We start from the raw sequence: 19,713 nt of genomic DNA, 5'->3' as shown, positions 1-19,713 counted from the left end.
CCCTGGCGTGCCGCGGCGGTGCTCGCGGCCCTGACGCCGGCCGCGTTCCCGTTCGACACCGCGGAGAACCTGCCCATCGGCCTCCTCGACGGCATCTCCGACGGCCTGCGGGTCTCCGGGGCGGCGGTCGGCCTTCTGGTCACCGGCCACGGAGTGACGGTGGCCGTCGCGTCCGTCCCGCTCGCGCACGCGGTGAGGACGGTGCCGCGACGTCACGTCCTCACCGCACTCCTCGCCGCACTGGTGGTCTCCAGCCTCGCCGCCGCCACGGCCCCCTCCTGCGGCGTGCTCCTCGCGGCACGGCTGCCGACCGCCGCCCGCCCCTGACCGGCACCCCGCTCGACACGGCGCTGAAGGGCACCTTCGACGACGACACCCAAAGGCACGTCGGGAAACTTCCGCCACCGCTTCGGCCGCCGACCGTTCATCCGCTGCTCGACGGCATCGGCACGGACTTCGTCAGGCGCCCCCAGAAGCGCCGTCAGCGCGGCCTGCGCACGCCGACGGTTGGCACTGTTCGGAGAACGCTTGTTCCGACGGATGCTCTTCCGTGAACTCTTGTCGTTCTCGCCGTAGTTGTTCCGGCGATCCTTGACGTAACTCAGCCGCTTCTTCTCCTGCGGCGTCTTCCGTCTCACCGAACCCGCGCCTCCCCGACTCCCAGGAGCGCCAGAGTAACCAGGCGCAGCCGTCGCGCTCGTCCTACCAGAGGGTGCCCGGTCCCGCGACGACCCACCCGCCGTCGACCGGCTTGACCCAGAAGCTCAACGCGACTTCGATGATCTGCGTGCGGTAGGCGATCTCGACGTAGAGGTGGCTGCCGGAGTCGCCCCAGTGGAAGTCCGCGAGACCGAGTTCGCCGAGCCAGGACAGCTCCTGCTCCCACCCGCCGGCAGCAGCGCTTCGACTCGCCTCGTCCCCCTCGGCGCTCGCTCCGACGGACCCGGTCCACAGCGACCTGAGCACATGACGGACCGAGCCGTGATCGATGAGCTGCTCGGCCTCAGGGATCCTCCCGGCCCGGAGCAGACCGAAGTAGCACCGCACGACGGCTTCGACGTCCGCCTGACCAGGTTGCTCCGTCCAGACCCTCACCGCGAGATCATACGAGTCCGGTGCCCGCCCCGGTCTGCCGGACGCCGCCCCCGGACCCCGAAAACGCACCGGAGTTCCCGCAGACGGCATCGAGGGAGCGCACGGCATGTGAGGGTCCTGCCCAGCCCACGTGGGGGGCCAGACGCGGAATCTTGAGGCCACGAGCCGCGCATGGCAGGCTCATGCCGCATGACCGACGAATTCGCGAAGGACAACCTGCACGGGAGACTGCGGCGGGACCGTGAAGCGTTGCTCTGGAAGCTCGACGGCCTGTCCGAGTACGACGCCCGCCGCCCCCTGACGGCGACCGGGACCAACCTCCTCGGCCTGGTCAAACACCTGGCCACCGTGGAGGCCAGATACTTCGGCGAGGTCTTCGGCCGCCCTTCCCCGGAACCACTGTCCCGCTGGCAGGACTCCGACGGCAGCGACCAGTGGGCGGCCGAGGACGAGACCCGCGACCAGATCATCGGCTTCTACCGGCGCACGTGGGAACACTCGGACGCGACGATCGACGAGCTTCCCCTCGACGCCCCCGGCCACGTGCCATGGTGGCCGGAACCCCATGCCGACACCAACCTGTTCGCCGTCCTGGTCCATGTCCTCGGCGAGTCCATCCGTCACGCAGGACACGCCGACATCCTGCGCGAAACCCTCGACGGCCGAACCGGCCTGCGCCCCGAACACGAGAAGCCCATCGACGAGCAAGCCCGTGCCGCATACCGCGCGAAGATCGAGCAGGCCGCCAGGTCGGCCGCTGCCATCGAGGCGTAGAAGCCGCACTCCCGCCACACCGACGGCGAGCTGGACGAGCCTCCCACGACCTCTAGCCTGCTCAGATGATCGAAGAAAGCCCCTTGGTTCGCGTGGGAGACGGCTCGGGACCGCGACCGGTTCACCTGCATTTCTCCGAGCCGGCCAGACCGTTCGGGGGCGACGACCCCACCATCGAGTTCCTCGTCAGAGCGGTCGGGCGGTGGGGGAGCGTCGAGACCTTGGTGCGCACATGGGACGGCGACGGACTCGACACCTTCCTCTCCTCGTTGGCCGAGGACTTCCGTGGCTGGGACGGGGCACGTACCTGGCGCTCTCTGGAACGCGACCTGACCATCTCGGCCGAGCACCGCTCGGGCGGCTATGTTCACCTGACCTGGGGCATTCATGACCGGCCCCGGTCCGAGCAGTGGTGCTTCGAGACCACCACCGTGCACGCGGCCGGCGAGGAGATGCGCATTCCCGCTGCCGAGTTCCAGACGTTCCTCACGACCGCGGTCGAGTAGCTGAAGCACCAACGGCATCAGAGACGGATCCTGTGAGGCGACTGACTGCGGTGCCATGGGAGTTGGACCGGTCGCTGCTCAGCACGTCTCGTCGAATTTCACCGCCCTGAGGGTGACCGGCTGGCCGTTCAGCCTGGTGCCTGCGGCGGGGTTCTGGGTGCAGACCTGCCAGTTGGACTCGACGAGGATCAGGCGGCCCTCGGGGGAGGCGTCGGTGATCGTGAGGCTGGTGGAGGTGTCGAGGGACCGGCGGGCCGTCCTGACCGACTTGCCTGTGAAGTCGGGCATGGTGGGGGCGGGCTCGCGGATCTCCGTGGCCTGGTCGTCGGTCGGGCAGTCCTCTTCCAGCTTGACCGTAGCGAAGTCGATCTTGATGTCGGTGGGGTGCTTGCCCGCCTTCGGGGTCTGGTCGCACACCTTCCAGTTCCGGTCGAGCGCCTGCACGCGGCCGCGGCCGAGTGCGTCGTGGGAATGGAGGTGGTGGAAGCCGGCGGCCTGGGACTGGTCCTGGGCGGACTGGAGGCCCTTGCCGGTCATGTCCGGGAGGCTGCCGGTCGCCTGGGGAGAGCGGGCGGTGCCCGGTTTGTTCGAGCCGGGGCCGGGGCCGGGGGCTTCCTCACAGGCGGCGACGGCGAGGACGAGCGCGAGGGTCAGGGTGAGGATGGAGAGGGGGGTGCGTGTGGGGTCGAGCGGGGATCTCGTGCGCATCGGCTCAGCCTGGCGGATGGCGTGCTGATCGCGCAGGGCGTTCGTGAGGTTGTGACGATCCGACCTCGCGGCGTCGCACTCATCCGCTCCTGAGCACGGCAGCGGTACGCGCCCGCCCCCGCGCCGCAACCCGCGGCGCTCATTCCGTGTCGCTGCCCTGTCCGTGGCCCTGGTGGCCACGGTCGCTCTCATCGCGGTGCTCGCGAAGGCATGCGAGTCGATGGCCGGCGGCCCCGTGCGGTCAGAGGCGCGTTCCGTGAGCACATGCGGCACACCATTGGGACGGGCAGGGCGTCCTGCGAGGACGACCTCGGCGTGGACTTCGAGGGCGTCACCCGTGATCGGCCCGTCGTCTCCTGGAAGCCCGACCTCGCGAGCGACCCCCGGTACAGGGCGCTGACGGCCGACGGAGGATGCGTACGGCATCTCGGCTGTCTGGTGGAGGGGGGAGTGCGGGCGCCTCGTCCGTCACGGAGGGGGACGACCGGGACGCGCGTCGATCGGGCCGGCCGTACGGGGAGGGCAGTCCGCTGTCGAGTCCGGATCCGGCGTGGCGCATGCTCTTCCCTATGACCTCGTACCCGCCGCCGCACGTGGAGCACCTGGACGTCCTGATCGTCGGTGCCGGGATCTCCGGGATCGGCGCCGGCCGCTACCTGCGGCTCAGGCACCCGGGGAGGTCGTTCGCGATCCTGGAGGGGCGCGGCGCCTCCGGCGGTACCTGGGATCTGTTCCGGTACCCCGGCATCCGGTCCGACTCGGACCTGTACACCTTCGGATACGAGTTCAGGCCGTGGCGTGACCGGGAGTCCATCGCCACCGCCGCCCGCGTCCTGTCCTACGTACGCGAGACCGCGACCGAGAACGGCCTCGACGGGCACATCCGTTACCACCACCGGGTCGTCGCCGCCGACTGGTCCTCCGCGACGGCTCGCTGGACGGTACGGGTCGAGCGCACCGACCCGGCGACCGGCGCGCGCGAGCGGATCGAGCTCACCACCGGGTGGCTCTTCTGCGCCACCGGCTACTACCGCTACGACGAGGGCCACACCCCGCACTTCGAGGGCCGCGACCGCTTCCGCGGGCAGATCGTGCATCCGCAGCACTGGCCCGAGGACCTCGACTACCGCGGCAAGCGCGTGGTCGTCATCGGCAGCGGTGCCACCGCCGTCACCCTCGTCCCCGCCATGGCCGGCGCCACAGCGCACATCACGATGCTCCAGCGGACCCCCACGTACGTCGTGCCCGTCTCGAAGGAGGACAAGACCGCCCGCTTCCTCCGCCGCGTCCTGGGGGACCGGCGCGGACACGCCGTGACGCGCGGCAAGAACATCGCCCGGCAGCAGCTGGTCTGGCGCTTCGCCCGGCGCTTCCCGGGCGCGACCCGGAAGCTGATCCGCGCGGCGAACGCCCGGCTCCTGCCCGCCGGCTTCCCGGTCGACGAGCACTTCAACCCGCCGTACGACCCCTGGGACCAGCGCCTGTGCGCCGCCCCGGACGGCGACCTCTTCAAGGCCGTCAGCGCCGGCACGGCCTCCGTCGTCACCGACCGGATCAGCACCTTCACCGAGGACGGGATCCTGCTCCGATCCGGCCGGGAACTCCCCGCGGACATCGTCGTCACCGCCACCGGCCTCAGTCTCCAGCTCCTCGGCGGCATGCGCCTCACCGTCGACGGCACCGACGTCTCGCCCGCCGACTCGCTCCTCTACCGCGGCACCATGCTGTCGGGCATCCCGAACCTCAACGTCGCCCTCGGCTACACCCACGCCTCCTGGACGCTCAAGATCGGGCTGCTCTGCGAGTACGTCTGCCGGCTCCTCGCCCACATGGACCGGTACGGTCACGACACCGCCCGGCCCGAGAGCGAACCCGGCCTGGCCACCCGCCCCATGCTCGACTTCGGCGCCGGCTACGTACGGCGAGCGCTCGACCGGCTGCCCCGGCAGGGACCGGGCGTGCCGTGGGTGACGTCGACGAGCTACCGCGGCGACCGCAGACTGCTCCGGCACGCCGCGATCGCCGACGGCCACCTCCGCTTCTCGGGCCCGGCCACGCGCGCCGCCGAACGGAACGCCTCAGGGGTCCGCAAGCTGAACGAGAGGTGACGTCCGCCGGCGGCCGGCGGGTTCGTGTCGCACTCCTCTTCCCCGCCCTCCGTGGGGTGTTGGAGGATCTGCTGTCATGACTCAGCATGCATCTGACGCGACCGCCGACGCGGCGGGCACGTACCTGGCGGGCCTCGCCGGGCGCCTGACGGCCGACGGCTGCGCGGTGACGTCGCCGGAGTGGAACGGCCGCCCGGTCGTGGCCGCGCAGCGCGCGGACCGCAAGGCGCGCTGGTTCGGGACGAAGTCCGAGCTGTTCGTCTTCGCCGCGGCCGTGCCCCAGGTCGACGTCGTCACCCTGGAGGAGTTCACCGTCTGGGCCATGAGCCGGGCGAAGAGCCTGCGCGGCGGCATACCGGGCGCCCGCAACGTGACCCTGGTGCTGCCCGCCCTCGTGAGCCCGTACGTCGATCCGGCCGCCGCCCAGTGGGCAGCGCAGGACGCGCGGACCATCGACACGACCGTCGTCAGCCGTCCCGTCACGGTCCAGACAGCCCCGGACACCGTCCGGACCACGATGTACCGGGGCCGGGTGGTCTGGGGCGCGATGTTCACGGGCCATGTGCTGGAGAAGGCGGGCCTGTACTTTCCCTGACGTCGGCGTGCGGCACGAACTCCGCCCAGAACTCCCGGCTCGTCAGACCCCTGGGGACAACGGGACTGTCGCACACGGGGGTTGACCCCACCCCGAATGGCCCGGTGGCCTGATGGGGCGTCCGGTCGCGGGACGGCAGGGTGGAGCCATGACAACACGCCGCGTACGTACCTCCCTCGCCGCCTCCGTCCTCTCCGTCGCCGCACTCGCCTCCGCCGGCCTCGTCGCCTCGACCGGCCCCGCGAGCGCGACCGGCGCCGCCTCCGGCGGCCGGCTCCAGTGGGGCGAATGTGCCGCCTCGGTGAAACCGGCCGAGGGGCAGCGGTGCGCCGTCCTCTCCGTGCCGCTCGACCACGCCGACCCCGACGGCCCCCGCGTCGAACTCGCCGTGTCCCGCCTCGCCGGCACCCGCCCGGAGGCCCGCCGCGGCACGCTGCTCGTGATCCCGGGCGGGCCCGGGAGCTCCGGGGTGCAGCGGCTCGCGCAGAAGGGGGCCGCGCTCGCGAAGGAGACCGGCGGGGTGTACGACCTGGTTGCCTTCGACCCGCGCGGCGTCGGCGGTTCGACGAAGGCGCGGTGCGGGCTCGCGGAGCGGGACCGGTGGATGCTGACCCTGCGGTCCTGGCCGGGCGACGACGGGTCCATCGGCGCCAACGCCGAGCGGGCGCGGCGGATCGCCGAAGCCTGCGCCCGCGACGGCGGCCCCGTGCTGCGCAGCCTCACCACCGCCAACCAGGTGCGGGACATGGAGCTGCTGCGACAGGCGCTCGGCGAGGAGCGGCTGTCGGCGTGGGCCAACTCGTACGGGACCTATGTCGCCGCCCGGTACGCGCAGGAGCACCCCGGGCGCACCGACCGCTGGGTCCTGGACAGCAGCGCCGACCCGGACCCGCGCCGGGTCGCGTACGGCTGGCTCGCCGACATGGCGAAGGGCGCCGAGGACCGCTTCCCGGACTTCGCCGCCTGGGCGTCCCACCCGGACCGCGCGGCGGAGGGCCTGCGGCTCGCCGACACCCCGGAGGCCGTACGGGCGCTCGTCCTCGACCTCGCGGCGCGGCTCGACCGGGCGCCCCGCACCACCGCCGTGCCCGGCGCGCCGCTCACCGGAGCCGCCTTCCGCCAGGCGCTTCAGCTCGCGCTCTACTCCGACGCCGCCTTCCCCGGTTTCGCGCGGCTCGCCGCCCAGGCTCGGGACCCGCAGGCCGTGCCCGTGCTGCCGCCGGAGCTGTCCGGCGCGATGCCGGACGAGGCCGCGGCGGTCACCGTGGGCGTCGTCTGCAACGACGTCGACTGGCCCCGTTCCGTACCGGCGTACGCCCGTGCGGTGGCAGCCGACCGCGCCCGGCACCCGCTGACCGGCGGCATGCCCGTCAACGTCACGCCCTGCGCCTTCTGGAAGGGCGGCGCGGTGGAGAAGCCGGTCCGCCTCACCGACGAGGGCCCATCGAACATCCTCATGATCCAGAACCTGCGGGACCCGTCCACCCCGCACTCCTCCGGCCTGAAGATGCGCGAGGCGCTCGGAGACCGTGCCCGGATGGTCTCGGTCGACCGCGGCGGCCACGGCGTCTACCTCGTGAGCGCCGGCGGAGCGGGCAACGCCTGCGGCGACCGCACCGTCACCCGGTTCCTGCTGACGGGAGAACGGCCGGCCACCGACATCCGCTGCTGAGGAGCCGTCTGCGGGGGCCGACTGCTGAGGGGTCGACGCGGGGCCCGTTCCCGCCCGGTGAGATCGTGCAGCCATGAACCTCCTCAACGACGAGCGCCTGCGGACGTGGACGCTGCGCTGGATGGCCCTCCTCGCCGCCGACCCCGAGGACCAGAGCGCCTGGCTGACCGGCCGGGACCTGGACACGGCGTCCGTCGTCGAGGAGGTGGAACTGGTCTGCCGGATCTCCGAGGGACTCGCGGAGCGCGGAGTCCTCGCCCCCGAGGACACCCGTGACCTCCAGGAACTCGGCCGCCGCCTGGCCGAGCTCACCGCCGCCGACCGCGCCGGTCTCTGGGCCGAATCCCTGGTCACCGACCGGACCTGGACCGAGGTGCGCACCCTGGCCCGCCGGATCCTCCGCAGAACTACGGGCGACTGGCGCCGGCCCCTCCCCGACCCCGCCGCCTGAGTTTGTGGGTGAAGCGGTGCATGTGGGGGTCGAGCCGGTCGACGGGCTCCTGGAGGACCTGTTCCTTCGTCAGCCATCTGATCGCCTCGAACTCGCCCTCGTCGTACGTGGTGACGGAGTCGGCGTCCGCGTCGAGGACGTACCAGAGCGCGACGTCGGTGTGGGGATCCTGTTCCCGCGTGCGGGTGACGGTGAGGAAGAGCGGGCGCTCGCCGGTGAGCGACGAGGCCGTGGCCCGGAGGGACAGCTCCTCCCGGCATTCGCGGACCACCGTGTCCCAGGGGTCCTCGTCCGGCTCGACGTGACCGCCGGCGGGCAGCCACAGTCCCGCTTTGCGGTGGGCGGTGAGCAGCAGCTGTCCGCGTGCCCCGTCGTGGACGACGAAGTAGCACACCAGGTGCATCGGGGGCACGTCCGGTGCGCGCACCCGGTAGAGCGGTGCGCCGCCGGTGATCCACTCCGCGGCGGTCGCCAGGTGGGCGCGCTCCAGGTCGTCCCAGGGTTCGATGGCGCCGACCAGGTCCAGCAGGCGGGCGCGCGGTCGGTCGGTGTCGGGGCGGGAGGCGAGCGGATCGCCGATCGCGGTCATGCGTACAGGGTGTCAGGAGGGACTGACAGTCGGCTCGGTCGTCGGCGCCCTCCTGAACGCGGCGGTCGTCAGAGTGCGGAGACCCAGTACCGGTCGAAGGTGAACCGGCCGTTGGCGCCGGCCCCGTCTCGGGTGCCCGTCATCTCCCGGGCGAGCGTGTACCAGGCGTCCACGAAGTCGGCGTCGTCGGTCCAGAAGGAGGACGGGACGGCGTCCACGACCGGATCGACCAGCGGGATGTACGCGCCGAGGTCCGCGATGGTCAGCAGCGCGGCGGCGATGGCCTTGGCCAGGGCCGAGTAGTCGGTGTCGCCGTCGTCCTCCATCATCACGGCGTCGGCCAGGTTGTACTTGTACAGCGACCAGTTCACCAGGATCTGGTTCGGGTGGTACGTGGTCCCCGCGTCGTCGAGGTACGGGTGGGTCACCGTGTCGACGCGGACCTTGCCGTCGAGTCCGAAGCCGCTGACGATGCTGAAGATCTCGGCATCGCCCTTGATCCACGTCTCCTTGTCGTCGTCGAGGCGCACCGAGGTGATGCGGGAGGTCCAGAAGCCGGTGCTGCTCGCCGAGGTCGCCGAGGTCGTCGGGGTCGTCGCGTCCGGCGCGGCCGTGGCGACGCCCGCGGCGGCCAGCTCCCGCTCCAGGACCCGCGTACCGGCCTCGACCGCCTTCTCCCCGTCGACGCCGACGACGTACACCGGTACGTCGGGCGTGCGGGAGACGTCCAGCGTGTGCGCCCGGCCGTGCGTGTCGTAGGCGGTGACGGCGGTGGCTTCGTCGTCGGACGGTTCGACGGCGACCAGCGGGGCCCGCCCGGAGTGCGTGGCGCCGGTCAGCGTCACGGTGAGCAGGGCGCCCGTGTCGGCGGGCAGGCCCTTGGCCGTGGCGACGGCGCGGTCCGCGGCGGCGACAGCGGCGGCGAGCGGCGCCGCGGCCCGGGTGCGGGAGCCCCCGGCCAGCGCCCCGAGGCCCCTCTCCGTACCGTCCGCGACGGCCCGGCCCGCCTCGGCCCGCCAGGCGGAGTCGGCGAGCGAGCGGGCCAGCGCGCGGGCGGCGGCGTCCTCGGCGGCCGTCACGGGCGACTTCTTCGCCGCACTGTTCACGGCGGGCGTCGCCACGGCGGTGGCGGGCGCGGCGGTGACCACGACGCCGGTGAGGGCGAGGCCGCAGAGGGCCGTGCGGAGCTGCTTTCTGACGGACACGAGACATCCTCCAGCGAAGTCGGACGGCGGCCCCGGGGTGCCAGGGCGCGCCGGAGACACCGGCCGCGGATGTGCGACCGGTGCGCGGTGGTGCCGGGGTGGAGCGCGACCATGATGGAGCACGATCCGTCTACGCGTATAGACCGCCTCAACGGCTCAGGGGTGAACGGGAGTTGACGCGAATGCCGGGCCGGGCGGTCAGCCGCCCGGGTGGTCCGCTCAGCGTGCTCGGCGCGCGTTGAGGCGGGCCGCCTGACGGGTCAGGTGGTCGCGCTCCGCGAGGTTCGGGGCCTTGTGCGCGGCCTCGGCGTACAGGCGCGCCGCCGTCGTCAGGTCGCCGTCGCGTTCGTGGAGGTACGCGGCCACCGCGGCGTGCCGGGGCAGTGACGGGTCCAGCGCCGCGAGCGCCGCCAGGCCGGCCCGCGGTCCGTCGGCCTCGCCCACGGCGACCGCGCGGTTGAGCCGGACGACCGGGTTGTCCGTGAGGCGCGCGAGCTCGTCGTACCACTCGACGATCTGCACCCAGTCGGTCTCCTCGGCGGTGGGCGCGTCGGCATGGAGCGCCGCGACGGCGGCCTGGGCCTGGAACTCGCCCAGCCGGTCGCGGGCGAGCGCCGCCTGCAGGATCCCGACGCCCTCGGCGATCAGCGCCGTGTCCCAGCGGCCGCGGTCCTGCTCGGCGAGCGGCACCAGGCTGCCGTCGGACGCGGTCCGGGCGGCGCGCCGGGCGTGGTGGAGCAGCATGAGGGCGAGCAGGCCGTACACCTCGGGGTGGTCGACGCGGGCCGCGAGCTGCCGGGTGAGCCGGATGGCCTCCGCGGAGAGGTCGATGTCGCCGGAGTAGCCCTCGTTGAAGACGAGATAGAGGACGCGCAGCACGGTGGCCACATCTCCGGGCCGGTCGAGGCGCACCCCGGAGACGGTGCGCTTGGCCCGGCTGATCCTCTGGGCCATGGTCGCCTCGGGCACCAGGTAGGCGTGGGCGATCTGCCGGGTGGTCAGCCCGCCGACGGCCCGCAGGGTGAGCGCCACCGCCGACGCCGGTGTCAGCGACGGATGCGCGCACAGGAAGTACAGCTGGAGCGTGTCGTCGACGTCGGGCACGGGCCCCGGCGTCGGCTCCTCCTCGACGCGGTCCTCACGCCGTCGGCGGGCGGCGTCGGCGCGCGTCGCGTCGAGGAACCTGCGCCAGGCGACCGTGATCAGCCAGCCCTTGGGGTCCCGGAGCGGGTCCGCCCCGCCCGGGGGTGCGCTCGGGGCAGGGGAGGACGCGCCGTCGAGGGGGTGCGGCGCGGGGCCGGCCGCACCGGCCCTGAGCGCCTCGACCAGGGCGTCCTGCACGGCGTCCTCGGCCGCCGCGAAGTCGGCTCCGCGGCGGACGAGGACGGCGAGGACGCCCGGGGTGAGGCTCCTGAGCAGTGCCTCGTCCATGGGTGGCGTCACTCCGTGATGGTGGGCGGTGCGGCCAGGAAGGGGCGCACCTCCAGCCACTCGTGGATCGGCCTGCCGCCCGCGCCCGGGGCGGCCGACAGCTCCCCGGCCAGTTCGACGGCGCGCTCGTAGTCGTCCACGTCGATGATCATCCAGCCGGCGATGAGGTCCTTGGTCTCCGCGAACGGTCCGTCGGTGACCGGCGGGCGCCCCTCGCCGTCGTAGCGGACCCATGCCCCCTCGGGGGCGAGCGCCTGACCGTCGACGAACTCGCCGGTCTTCTCCAGCCGGGCCGCGAAGTCGTGCATGTACCGCATGTGGGCCGAGATCTCCTCCGGCGTCCACTGGTCCATCGGCACGTCGTTGACCGCGGCCGGGGCGCCTCGGTAGTGCTTCAGCAGCAGGTACTTGGCCATCGTGGTTCTCCTCGGTGCTGGTGCGGCCCATTCTGGCCGCGTTCGCACCGGGGACGAAGCCGGACCCGGATTCTCGACATCACCGCCGGAAGTTCTTTCGGTCTTTCTTCCGGAGCCGTCGCGGCCGGCGTGTCGCCCGTCGGGCGGCGGGTCAGCTCTCCGGCAGCGGCCGGTCGTCGATGACGTTCTTCATCACCAGCGTGGACGTCAGACGCTGGACCCCGGGCAGGCGTGCGAGCCGCTGGTCGTAGAGCTGCTGGAACGCGGTCAGGTCGGTGGTGGCGACCCGGAGCAGGTAGTCGGGTTCGCCGAAGAGGCGCTGTGCCTGCAGGACGTGGGGCACGGCGGCCACGGCGTCCTCGAAGGCCGTGACGGTGTCGGGGGTCTCCCAGCGCAGGGTGACGAAGACCAGGGCCTCGAAGTTCAGGCCGACGGCGGCGGGGTCGACCACGGCGCGATAGCCACGGATCGCGCCCTCGCGTTCGAGGTCGCGCAGCCGGCGGTGGCAGGGAGAGACGCTGAGCTGCACGCGGGCGGCCAGTTCGGTGATGGTCAGGCGGCCGTCGAGCTGCAGCTCGGTCAGAATCTTCCGGTCAAGTGCGTCCATGGAGAAGATTCTCCCCCGAACCCCGCGATCGAGGGGGAAAGGCGCAAACATCTTCGGGCGAATCCCGCCTACCCTTCCCTCCCGGAACAAGAAGTGCGAGAGGGAACAAACGAACGATGGACACGACGACGCTGGCGGCCTTCCTGGCGGTGGACCTGCTCCTGGTGGTCACCCCGGGCGCCGACTGGGCGTACGCCATCTCCGCCGGCCTGCGCGACCGCTCGGTCGTCCCGGCGGTCGCGGGCCTGCTCACCGGCCACGCGGCGTACGCGCTGGTGGCCGTCGCCGGCCTCGCCGTGATCGTGGCGAGCTCCCCGGCCGCGCTCACCGCCCTGACGGTCGCCGGCGCCGGCTACCTGCTGTGGCTCGGCTGGGGCCTCCTGCGCCAGCCGGCCGCGGCCCCCGCGGCGGGGGCGGGGGACGGGACGGACGCCTCCCCGCTGCGGGTCCTGCTCAAGGGGGCGGGGACCAGCGGCCTCAACCCCAAGGCGCTGCTGCTGTACTTCTCGCTCTTCCCGCAGTTCATCGACCCCGTGACCGGCTGGCCGGTCGCCGCGCAGACCGGGCTGCTCAGCACCGTGCACCTGACCGCCTGCGCCGTCGTCTACCTCGCCGTCGCCGTCCTGGCCCGTACCGTCCTCGGCTCCCGCCCCTCGGCCGCCCGGGCCGTCACCCGCGTCAGCGGAGCCATGATGATCGCCATCGGCGCCCTTCTGCTGGTGGAACGCCTGGCGGTCTGAGCGCCCGGCCCCGCTCGACTCCGGGGCGAGGGGCCTGCAGCCAGGGCCGCCGTCCCCCGCCCGACGCCGCGGGTGAGGGCCTGCAGCCCGGGCCGCCGCCCCCCGCCCGACGCCGCGGGTGAGGGCCTACAGGCCGGGCCGCCGCCCCCCGCCCGGCTCCGGGGGCGAGGCGCCTACAGCCAGGGCCGCCGTCCCGGTCCGGTCGGATGGGTGCCCGTGACCGCCATGACCACCGAGTACAGGCTGGTCTCCGCCGCGATGAAGAGCCGGTTGCGCTTCGCGCCGCCCCAGGAGATGTTGGCGACCGCCTCAGGGACGTCGAGCCGGCCGATCAGGGTGCCGTCGGGGTCGTAGCAGTGCACGCCGTCGTCCATCGCGGCGACCCAGAGCCGGCCGCCCTCGTCGAAGCGGAGGTTGTCGAAGCGGGCCCTCTCACGGGCCCCGGCCTGGGCGAAGACCTCGCCGTCCGACAGGGTGCCGTCGTCCCGTACGTCGAAGACCCGGATGAACCCCGCTCGGGTGTCGGAGACGTACAACCGCCGCTCGTCGGGAGAGAAGACCAGCCCGTTCGGCGCGCCGAAGCCGTCCGCGACCAGCCGCACCTCGCCGGTGGCCGGATCGATCCGGTACACGTTGTTGGAGCCGATCTCGCTCTCCGCGCGGTACCCCTCGTAGTCGCTGGTGATGCCGAAGTCCGGGTCGGAGAACCAGACGGAGCCGTCGGACCTCACGGTCGCGTCGTTCGGGCTGTTGAGGCGCTTGCCCCGCCAGCGGTCGGCCAGCACGGTGACGGTGCCGTCGTGTTCGGTCCGGGTCACCCGGCGGTTGCCCTGCTCGCAGGTGATCAGCCGGCCCTCGCGGTCGAGGGTGTTGCCGTTGGTGTGCCCGGCGGAGCGGCGGAAGACGGCGACCGAACCGGTCTCCTCGTCCCACCGCAGCATCCGGTCGTTGGGGATGTCGCTCCACACCACCTGGCGCCAGGCCGGCACGTAGATCGGCCCCTCGGCCCAGCGGCAGCCCGTGTACAGGACCTCCAGCGCCTCGTCGCCGTTCATGCACCGCCCGGTGCGGAACCGCTCGTCCAGCATCTCGTACAGCCCGGGGCGCTCGCTGCTCACAGGATCCACTCCTCAGGAAAACCGCCATGCGCCGAAGAAGAATCGGCGTCAGGGGAACATTGCAAGATGAGGTATGGTCACGGCAAGAAGACGCCGAAGGGAGAGTGGTGGATCACATCGACCGCGCGCTGCTGGCCCGGCTCCAGCAGGACGCCACCCAGTCCTACGCCGCGCTGGGGCAGGCCGTCGGACTGTCCGCCGGCGCCGCTCACGAGCGGGTGCGGAAGCTCCGCGAGCGCGGCGTCATCCGGCGCACCACGGTCGAGGTGGACCCGGCCGCCGTGGGCAGCGCCGTCCTGGCGTACGTGATGGTCGACTCGACCTCCTGGATGGGCGATTCGGCGCAGGACTTCGCCGCGCTCCCCGAGATCGTGGAGGCGCACGTCATCGCCGGCAGCGCCTCCGTGCTGGTGAAGGTCAGGACCGCGACCACCGAGCAGCTGCAGGACGTGCTGCGCCGGATCTACGCGATCGACGGCGTCAGCGGCACGCAGGCCACGGTGGTCCTGGAGACCTTCTTCGAACGGCCGGTCTCCCCCCTCGCCGCCGACGGGGCCTGATCCTCAGGGCGGCGGGGCCACCAGGGCACCGCCGCCGGAACCGCGATCGGGCTACGGGACGGTGAGCACGAGCTTGCCGGTCGTACGGCCCGTCTCTCCGAGCGCGTGCGCCTTGGCCGCCTCCGCGAGCGGGAAGACGGCCTCGACATGAGCGCGGAGGGCGCCGGAGGCGACCAGGTCGGCGACGGCGTTCATGCCCGCATGGTCCGCCTCGACGAGCAGGGTCTCGACGCGTACCCCGCGGGCGGCGGCCTTCGCGGCCTCGTCCGGATCCGTCCCCGGCAGGAGCGACACGAGCAGGCCGCCCGGCCGCAGCACGTCCAGCGAACGGGCCCGGGTGTCGCCGGACAGGGGATCGAGCACCATGTCGACGTCCCCGACGACCTCGCGGAAGTCGGTGGTGCGGTAGTCGACGACCTCGTCCGCCCCGAGGGAGCGTACGAAGGCGTGCTTGGCGGCGCTGGCGGTGCCGATGACGTACGCGCCACGGGCCTTCGCGATCTGCACGGCGAGGTGACCGACCCCGCCCGCCGCCGCGTGGACCAGCACGCGCTGCCCGGAGCGGACCCCGGCCGTGTCGACGACCGCCTGGTACGCGGTGAGCGCGGCGAGCGGCAGCGCGCCCGCCTGGACGTGGTCGATGCCGGCCGGCTTGCGCGCGAAGGCGCGGGCGGGGCCCGTGACGTACTCGGCGTGGGAGCCGACGCCGTGCGGGTAGGGCAGCATGCCGAAGACCTCGTCGCCCGGCTTGAACAGGGTGACGCCGAAGCCGACGGCCTCGACGACGCCGGACACGTCCCAGCCGAGGACCAGTGGCACGCGGTTCAGGAAGAGCCCGGCGGCGCGGTGCTTCCAGTCGGTCGGGTTCACGCCGGCGGCGCGGACGGCGACGAGGATCTGGCTCGGGCCGGGCGCGGGCCGCGGGACGACGACCTCCTTGAGCACCTCGGGGGTGCCGTGGGCGTCCTGGCTGATGGCGAGCATGGTGGGTGCGTTCGCGTTCGTCACGGCGTTGGTCAGGGTGTTCGTCATGTGCACCAGCCTCGCCGGGGCCCCCGGGGTCGTACCATGGCATGAATGCCATCTTCCGACGGGATCGTGCCATGACCGCCCTCCACCGTGTCGTCGTGCTCGCCCTGGACTGGGTGTACCCCTTCGAACTGGGCATCCCGAGCCGGGTCTTCGGCGCCCTCCAGGACCGCTACGAAGTCCTGACCTGCTCCGTCGACGGCGGCCCCGTCGCCACGAACGCGGACTACTCGGTCACGGTGGGCCACGGGCCCGAGGTGCTCGCGACGGCGGACACGGTGCTGCTGCCGCCCTTCGACATCTCCCGGCTCTCGCGCGAGCTGCCGCCGCACGTGGGCGAGGTGCTCGCGACCGTACGGCCCGGGGCGCGGATCGTGTCGATATGCACGGGCGCCTTCGTCCTGGCGGCAGCGGGTCTGCTCGACGGCCGGCCCGCCACCACGCACTGGGCCGTCGCCGACGTCTTCCGGTCCTGGTACCCGGAGGTGGCCCTGGACCCGGACGTGCTCTTCGTGGACGACGGGGACGTGCTCACCTCGGCGGGCGCGGCCTCCGGCGTCGACGTCTGTTTGCACCTCGTACGCCGCGACCACGGCGCCGCCGTCGCCAACCACGTCGCCCGGGCCTGCGTCGTACCGCCGTGGCGGGACGGCGGCCAGGCCCAGTACATCGAGTACCCGGTGCCCCCGGCGGCCGCGCACGGCACCTCGGCCACCCGCCAGTGGGCGCTGGAGAACCTGCACGAACCCCTGACGCTGACGGAACTCGCCGGGCACGCCCGGATGAGCCTGCGCACCTTCGCCCGCCGCTTCAACGAGGAGGTCGGGACGAGCCCCGGCCGCTGGCTGATCCAGCAGCGCGTCTACCGCGCCCGGCACCTCCTGGAGACCACGGACCTCGCCGTGGACGACATCGCCGGCCAGGTCGGCTTCGCCACCGGCACCTCCCTCCGCGAACACCTGCACGCCGCGATCGGCGTCTCACCCCTCGCCTACCGCCGCACCTTCCGGGGCACCGCCCCGACGGCCTGACCCCGCCGGGATGGCGACTCGTCGTCCTGGGCCGGCATCCCCTCGGCGGGCTGTCGGCGGGGGGCGGGTGGGCGCGGGCCCGGCACGGCGCCGGCGCGCGAGCCGGTGACGCGGGCCCAGGTCGCGGTCGACCTGGGCCCTGGGTGTCGCCCGGCGACGGTGGACTACAGGCCGCCGGTGTGGAGCAGCTTGTTGGGGGAGCCGGTGCTGATGTTGGTCAGGAGGTCCTTCGACGCCTGCTCGTCGAGCCACGCGGCGACCTCGGCCGGGGACGCCGTCGGGTGTTCGGCCTTGTACAGGGCGGCGACACCGGCGACGTGCGGGGCGGCCATCGACGTACCGTTCAGCGCGACGGCGCCGCCTCCGAGCTTGGCCGACACGATGTCCTGGCCGGGGGCGTAGATCTCCACGCACCGGCCGTAGTTGGAGAAGGACGTCTCCTCGTCCCACGCGTTGGAGGCCGCGACGGTCAGCGTGCCGTCCGCCGAGGCGGGCGAGACGGTACAGGCGTCCTTGGCGCTGTTGCCGGCGGCGATGACGGGCAGCACGCCGGCCGAGCGGAGAGCCGTGGCGGCGTTGTTCAGCGCGGTGGACCTGTCACCGCCCAGGGAGCCGTTCAGGACGGCCGGCTGCCGGGCGTTCCGGGCGACCCAGTCGAACCCGGCGATCATCCCCGAGTACGAGCCCCGGCCGTCGCAGCCCAGCACGCGGACGCTCACCAGGCTGGCCTTGCGGGCGACCCCGTACGTGCTGCCGGCGACCGTGCCGGCCACGTGCGTGCCGTGCCCGTTGCAGTCCTGCCCGGCCCGCCCGTCGGCCATCGCGTCGAAGCCGAACGTGGCGCGCCCGCCGAACTCGTCATGGGCGAAGTCGATGCCGCTGTCGAGGATGTACGCCGTCACGCCGGCGCCGCTGCCCTCGGTGGTGAAGTCGTTGTCGAGCGGCAGGTTCAGCTGGTTGATCCGGTCCAGGCCCCACGACGCGGCGGGGCTGCGGGCGCCGGCCGGGGTGGACGGCCGCGGCGGCGCGACCGTCACCGCGTCCTCCTCGACGGACGTCACGCCGGGCGTCTTCCGGACGAGGTCCAGCTGCGTCGCGGTCAGCGGCACGGCGAACCCGTTGAGGGCCTTCTCGTAGACGAACGTCGGCTTGAGGTTCAGCCGCTCGGCGGCCTTGGCCGCGTCGACCGTCCGGTCGAGGGTCACGATGTACTTGCCGGGCACCGCGTTGGCGGCGGTGACGAGCGGCGCGGGCTCCGGCTCCGGCCCGGCGGCGACGGAGCCGAACGCCGTCGCGGTCGGAGCGGTGAGGGCCAGCGCGGACAGGGCGGCACTCGCGAGAGCGAGTCTGGTACGTGTGTTCACAAAGGGGAGGGGAACATGCAGAAACGATCACCTTCTAGGACATTGACGATCTGTTCGGGTGGATAGCCGAAACATCACCGCAATGCGCTCCGCCTCGGCGGCGAACCGTCCTGACCGAGGGGCGGTACGCCGACATCGAGGTGCACAACCGGGAGTTCGGCGGACGTCCGTCGTGGCGGTGGGCCCGGTGGCGTCCCCGCGCGACGAGCCGCACCGCGCACGCCGCCGCAGGCTCGCATGAGAGCATCCGTCCATGAGCAGCGACCTGGAAGTGAGCGCTCTGGCGATCAACGTCACGATCCCCGAGACGCTCCGCTGGACGGCGAGCCGGCGCGGTGAGGACTTCACCCTCACCACCCTCAACGTCCGGCTTCTCCCGGACGGGCGCCTCGCCGTGAAGGCGTACGGCCGGCCGTTGGCCGGCGGGCGGGGCGCGTACGTCTCGTTCCCGGTCCCCGACGAGCCCGAACTGGCGGCCCTCGTCTCCGAGGCCGCCGGTCGCGCTGGGGCGATGTGGGCCGCCCACCGCGGACTCGGCTGATCCTCTGATCCTCAGCCCGATGCGTGGCGGCGGCGAGCGGTCACCGGCGCAGGGCCGCGGCGACCAGGCCCTCCAGCGCCTCGCGTGATACGTCGCCGCCGCTGACGAGCCGGTCGAAGACCAGGCCGTCGATGCAGGTCAGCAGGGTGTGCGTACGGGTCTCCACGTCCGGGGCCCCGTGCGCGGCGAGGAACAGGCGGACGGCCTCGCGTCCGGCGTTCTCGCGCGGGACGAGCAGTTCGCGCAGCTCGGGGTCGCGCACGCTCTCGACGGCGCAGGCGTAACGGGCCAGCGAGCGGCGCCGGCCCTCGCCGGTGAGCCTCCGGCGGGCGAGCAGCGCCATGCCGTCCACCAGCTCCTCGACCGTGCGCAGCGGCGGCAGTTCCTCGGCCACGGTCTGGAGTTCCGCCTGGTCGCGTGCGACGAGGCGGGTGACGAGGCCGGTGAGCAGCGCGGCCCGGGTGCGGTAGTAGGCCGACGTGGTGCCGGACGGCAGGCCGGCCCGGCGGTCGACCGCCCGGTGGGTCAGGCCGCGGATGCCTTCGTCGGCGAGTACGTCGAGAGCCGCGTCCGCGAGGAACGCGCGTCGGTCGGAAACCATGCCCCCCTTTCTACACCTGTAGAGGTTCGGTTAGCCTCCTCCTTCTACAGGTGTAGAAAGTCGAGGGTTCGGTATGGGCAACACAGCAGTGGTCGTCGGAGGGGGCATCGGCGGGCTGGCCGCTGCGATCGGTCTGCGCCGCGTCGGGTGGGACGTGACCGTCGTCGAACGCGCTCCCGTGCTCGACGACGCGGGCGCGGGCATCTCCCTGGCGGCCAACGGCCTGCGCGCCCTGGGCGCGTTGGGAGTCGGCGCGGGCGTACGGGAAGCCTCGCGGGGCCAGTACAGCGGCGGCACCCGCACACCGGGCGGCAGCTGGCTGACCCGTATGGACGGCGCGGCGCTGGAGCGGGCGGTGGGTACGCCGATCATGGGCATCCCCCGATCCACCCTGCACCGGCTGCTGCGCGCCGGGCTGCCCGCCGAGGCGCTCCTCATCGGCGCGGAGGTCGAGTCGGTGACCGGCCCGGACCTCGCCCCCGAAGCCACCCGTCAGCCCACCCCCGGAGCAGCCCACCAACCCGCCCCCGAAGCCACCCGTCAACCCGCCCCCGGTCAACCCACCCCTCGAT

22 protein-coding genes and 1 pseudogene are annotated in these 19,713 nt (G+C 72.9%); 12 read left to right on the top strand and 11 right to left on the bottom strand.

Going from position 1 to position 19,713, the window contains the following annotated elements:
• Positions 1 to 18 precede the first annotated feature (18 nt).
• Positions 19 to 315: pseudogene (locus IF73_RS0127990) on the top strand (MFS transporter); the annotation flags it as partial.
• Between the two features lie 387 nt (positions 316 to 702).
• Here the strand turns inward: IF73_RS0127990 and IF73_RS0127985 are convergent.
• Positions 703 to 1,095, bottom strand: coding sequence for a hypothetical protein (locus IF73_RS0127985; protein WP_031012945.1), 393 nt, complete (start codon positions 1,093 to 1,095; stop codon positions 703 to 705).
• A 189-nt stretch (positions 1,096 to 1,284) separates the two neighbouring features.
• On the opposite strand from IF73_RS0127985, the gene IF73_RS0127980 reads away from it, so the two are divergent.
• Positions 1,285 to 1,869: a DinB family protein gene (locus tag IF73_RS0127980; RefSeq protein WP_031012943.1), complete on the top strand. Its 585-nt coding sequence runs from the start codon at positions 1,285 to 1,287 to the stop codon at positions 1,867 to 1,869.
• A 65-nt stretch (positions 1,870 to 1,934) separates the two neighbouring features.
• Positions 1,935 to 2,375, top strand: a complete 441-nt coding sequence (locus IF73_RS0127975) for a DUF6228 family protein (RefSeq protein ID WP_031012941.1) — start codon at positions 1,935 to 1,937, stop codon at positions 2,373 to 2,375.
• Between the two features lie 78 nt (positions 2,376 to 2,453).
• Here IF73_RS0127975 and IF73_RS38070 read toward each other — a convergent pair whose 3' ends face one another.
• A complete protein-coding gene (locus IF73_RS38070) occupies positions 2,454 to 3,083 on the bottom strand; it encodes a PASTA domain-containing protein (RefSeq protein ID WP_078868292.1) in 630 nt (209 codons plus the stop codon).
• A gap of 569 nt (positions 3,084 to 3,652) precedes the next feature.
• Between IF73_RS38070 and IF73_RS0127965 the strand changes: the two genes are divergently transcribed.
• From IF73_RS0127965 to IF73_RS0127950, 4 genes are all read left to right on the top strand, one after another.
• Complete coding sequence (locus IF73_RS0127965; RefSeq protein WP_051717388.1) at positions 3,653 to 5,191, top strand: flavin-containing monooxygenase; 1,539 nt, start codon at positions 3,653 to 3,655, stop codon at positions 5,189 to 5,191.
• Between the two features lie 76 nt (positions 5,192 to 5,267).
• On the top strand, positions 5,268 to 5,786 hold the full coding sequence (locus IF73_RS0127960) for a hypothetical protein (protein WP_031012936.1): 519 nt from the start codon (positions 5,268 to 5,270) through the stop codon (positions 5,784 to 5,786).
• 148 nt (positions 5,787 to 5,934) lie between these two features.
• Positions 5,935 to 7,458 carry an alpha/beta hydrolase gene (locus IF73_RS0127955; protein ID WP_031012934.1) on the top strand — a complete coding sequence of 508 codons (1,524 nt, stop codon included), beginning with the start codon at positions 5,935 to 5,937 and terminating at the stop codon, positions 7,456 to 7,458.
• Between the two features lie 73 nt (positions 7,459 to 7,531).
• Positions 7,532 to 7,909 (top strand): hypothetical protein, encoded by a 378-nt coding sequence (locus tag IF73_RS0127950; protein ID WP_031012932.1) that lies wholly within the window; start codon positions 7,532 to 7,534, stop codon positions 7,907 to 7,909.
• Here the strand turns inward: IF73_RS0127950 and IF73_RS0127945 are convergent.
• The 5 genes from IF73_RS0127945 to IF73_RS0127925 all read right to left on the bottom strand — a co-directional run bounded on the left by IF73_RS0127945 (position 7,866) and on the right by IF73_RS0127925 (position 12,157).
• On the bottom strand, positions 7,866 to 8,498 hold the full coding sequence (locus tag IF73_RS0127945; protein WP_031012930.1) for an NUDIX domain-containing protein: 633 nt from the start codon (positions 8,496 to 8,498) through the stop codon (positions 7,866 to 7,868). The two genes, IF73_RS0127950 and IF73_RS0127945, sit on opposite strands and share 44 nt — an antisense overlap.
• A gap of 68 nt (positions 8,499 to 8,566) precedes the next feature.
• Positions 8,567 to 9,703, bottom strand: a complete 1,137-nt coding sequence (locus tag IF73_RS0127940) for a DUF3103 family protein (protein ID WP_051717387.1) — start codon at positions 9,701 to 9,703, stop codon at positions 8,567 to 8,569.
• Between the two features lie 219 nt (positions 9,704 to 9,922).
• Positions 9,923 to 11,134 (bottom strand): RNA polymerase sigma factor, encoded by a 1,212-nt coding sequence (locus tag IF73_RS0127935; RefSeq protein WP_031012926.1) that lies wholly within the window; start codon positions 11,132 to 11,134, stop codon positions 9,923 to 9,925.
• 8 nt (positions 11,135 to 11,142) lie between these two features.
• Positions 11,143 to 11,550, bottom strand: a complete 408-nt coding sequence (locus IF73_RS0127930; protein WP_031012923.1) for a YciI family protein — start codon at positions 11,548 to 11,550, stop codon at positions 11,143 to 11,145.
• A 151-nt stretch (positions 11,551 to 11,701) separates the two neighbouring features.
• Positions 11,702 to 12,157 (bottom strand): Lrp/AsnC family transcriptional regulator, encoded by a 456-nt coding sequence (locus tag IF73_RS0127925; protein ID WP_031012921.1) that lies wholly within the window; start codon positions 12,155 to 12,157, stop codon positions 11,702 to 11,704.
• A 116-nt stretch (positions 12,158 to 12,273) separates the two neighbouring features.
• Here IF73_RS0127925 and IF73_RS0127920 point away from each other — a divergent pair, with 116 nt between their 5' ends.
• On the top strand, positions 12,274 to 12,897 hold the full coding sequence (locus tag IF73_RS0127920; RefSeq protein WP_031012920.1) for a LysE family translocator: 624 nt from the start codon (positions 12,274 to 12,276) through the stop codon (positions 12,895 to 12,897).
• Between the two features lie 173 nt (positions 12,898 to 13,070).
• Here IF73_RS0127920 and IF73_RS0127915 read toward each other — a convergent pair whose 3' ends face one another.
• On the bottom strand, positions 13,071 to 14,015 hold the full coding sequence (locus IF73_RS0127915) for an SMP-30/gluconolactonase/LRE family protein (RefSeq protein WP_031012919.1): 945 nt from the start codon (positions 14,013 to 14,015) through the stop codon (positions 13,071 to 13,073).
• A 107-nt stretch (positions 14,016 to 14,122) separates the two neighbouring features.
• On the opposite strand from IF73_RS0127915, the gene IF73_RS0127910 reads away from it, so the two are divergent.
• Positions 14,123 to 14,575: an Lrp/AsnC family transcriptional regulator gene (locus tag IF73_RS0127910; protein ID WP_031012917.1), complete on the top strand. Its 453-nt coding sequence runs from the start codon at positions 14,123 to 14,125 to the stop codon at positions 14,573 to 14,575.
• Between the two features lie 51 nt (positions 14,576 to 14,626).
• Here the strand turns inward: IF73_RS0127910 and IF73_RS0127905 are convergent, their stop codons facing one another.
• Positions 14,627 to 15,559: an NADP-dependent oxidoreductase gene (locus IF73_RS0127905; protein WP_031012915.1), complete on the bottom strand. Its 933-nt coding sequence runs from the start codon at positions 15,557 to 15,559 to the stop codon at positions 14,627 to 14,629.
• 119 nt (positions 15,560 to 15,678) lie between these two features.
• Here IF73_RS0127905 and IF73_RS0127900 point away from each other — a divergent pair, with 119 nt between their 5' ends.
• Positions 15,679 to 16,635: a GlxA family transcriptional regulator gene (locus IF73_RS0127900; protein ID WP_031012913.1), complete on the top strand. Its 957-nt coding sequence runs from the start codon at positions 15,679 to 15,681 to the stop codon at positions 16,633 to 16,635.
• Between the two features lie 164 nt (positions 16,636 to 16,799).
• Here IF73_RS0127900 and IF73_RS0127895 read toward each other — a convergent pair whose 3' ends face one another.
• Entirely contained in the window at positions 16,800 to 17,999 is a 1,200-nt protein-coding gene (locus IF73_RS0127895; protein WP_031012911.1) for a S8 family peptidase, read from the bottom strand.
• A gap of 253 nt (positions 18,000 to 18,252) precedes the next feature.
• Between IF73_RS0127895 and IF73_RS0127890 the strand changes: the two genes are divergently transcribed.
• A complete protein-coding gene (locus IF73_RS0127890) occupies positions 18,253 to 18,540 on the top strand; it encodes a hypothetical protein (protein WP_031012908.1) in 288 nt (95 codons plus the stop codon).
• Positions 18,541 to 18,580: 40 nt separating this feature from the next.
• On the opposite strand, the gene IF73_RS0127885 is transcribed toward IF73_RS0127890, so the two are convergent.
• Complete coding sequence (locus IF73_RS0127885) at positions 18,581 to 19,141, bottom strand: TetR/AcrR family transcriptional regulator (protein WP_031012906.1); 561 nt, start codon at positions 19,139 to 19,141, stop codon at positions 18,581 to 18,583.
• Between the two features lie 73 nt (positions 19,142 to 19,214).
• Between IF73_RS0127885 and IF73_RS38065 the strand changes: the two genes are divergently transcribed.
• Positions 19,215 to 19,713, top strand: a 499-nt coding sequence (locus IF73_RS38065; protein WP_158822163.1) for an FAD-dependent monooxygenase, incomplete at its 3' end; no start/stop codon positions are given.

Origin of the sequence: Streptomyces sp. NRRL F-5727 (assembly GCF_000719555.1) — a bacterium.
In the GTDB taxonomy this organism is placed as follows: Bacteria; Actinomycetota; Actinomycetes; order Streptomycetales; family Streptomycetaceae; genus Streptomyces.
Note: the sequence above shows the minus strand (reverse complement) of the source record. Positions and strands in the feature narration are given on the sequence as shown.

Excerpts from the sequence above, each read along its gene's own strand:
- IF73_RS0127950 (WP_031012932.1), top strand. The coding sequence starts at position 7,532 with ATGAACCTCCTCAACGACGAGCGCCTGCGGACGTGGACGCTGCGCTGG.
- IF73_RS0127885 (WP_031012906.1), bottom strand. The coding sequence starts at position 19,141 with ATGGTTTCCGACCGACGCGCGTTCCTCGCGGACGCGGCTCTCGACGTA.
- IF73_RS0127925 (WP_031012921.1), bottom strand. The coding sequence starts at position 12,157 with ATGGACGCACTTGACCGGAAGATTCTGACCGAGCTGCAGCTCGACGGC.
- IF73_RS0127980 (WP_031012943.1), top strand. The coding sequence starts at position 1,285 with ATGACCGACGAATTCGCGAAGGACAACCTGCACGGGAGACTGCGGCGG.
- IF73_RS0127965 (WP_051717388.1), top strand. The coding sequence starts at position 3,653 with ATGACCTCGTACCCGCCGCCGCACGTGGAGCACCTGGACGTCCTGATC.
- IF73_RS38070 (WP_078868292.1), bottom strand. The coding sequence starts at position 3,083 with ATGCGCACGAGATCCCCGCTCGACCCCACACGCACCCCCCTCTCCATC.
- IF73_RS0127935 (WP_031012926.1), bottom strand. The coding sequence starts at position 11,134 with ATGGACGAGGCACTGCTCAGGAGCCTCACCCCGGGCGTCCTCGCCGTC.
- IF73_RS0127960 (WP_031012936.1), top strand. The coding sequence starts at position 5,268 with ATGACTCAGCATGCATCTGACGCGACCGCCGACGCGGCGGGCACGTAC.
- IF73_RS0127930 (WP_031012923.1), bottom strand. The coding sequence starts at position 11,550 with ATGGCCAAGTACCTGCTGCTGAAGCACTACCGAGGCGCCCCGGCCGCG.
- IF73_RS0127955 (WP_031012934.1), top strand. The coding sequence starts at position 5,935 with ATGACAACACGCCGCGTACGTACCTCCCTCGCCGCCTCCGTCCTCTCC.
- IF73_RS0127900 (WP_031012913.1), top strand. The coding sequence starts at position 15,679 with ATGACCGCCCTCCACCGTGTCGTCGTGCTCGCCCTGGACTGGGTGTAC.
- IF73_RS0127975 (WP_031012941.1), top strand. The coding sequence starts at position 1,935 with ATGATCGAAGAAAGCCCCTTGGTTCGCGTGGGAGACGGCTCGGGACCG.
- IF73_RS0127905 (WP_031012915.1), bottom strand. The coding sequence starts at position 15,559 with ATGCTCGCCATCAGCCAGGACGCCCACGGCACCCCCGAGGTGCTCAAG.
- IF73_RS0127890 (WP_031012908.1), top strand. The coding sequence starts at position 18,253 with ATGAGCAGCGACCTGGAAGTGAGCGCTCTGGCGATCAACGTCACGATC.
- IF73_RS0127945 (WP_031012930.1), bottom strand. The coding sequence starts at position 8,498 with ATGACCGCGATCGGCGATCCGCTCGCCTCCCGCCCCGACACCGACCGA.
- IF73_RS0127920 (WP_031012920.1), top strand. The coding sequence starts at position 12,274 with ATGGACACGACGACGCTGGCGGCCTTCCTGGCGGTGGACCTGCTCCTG.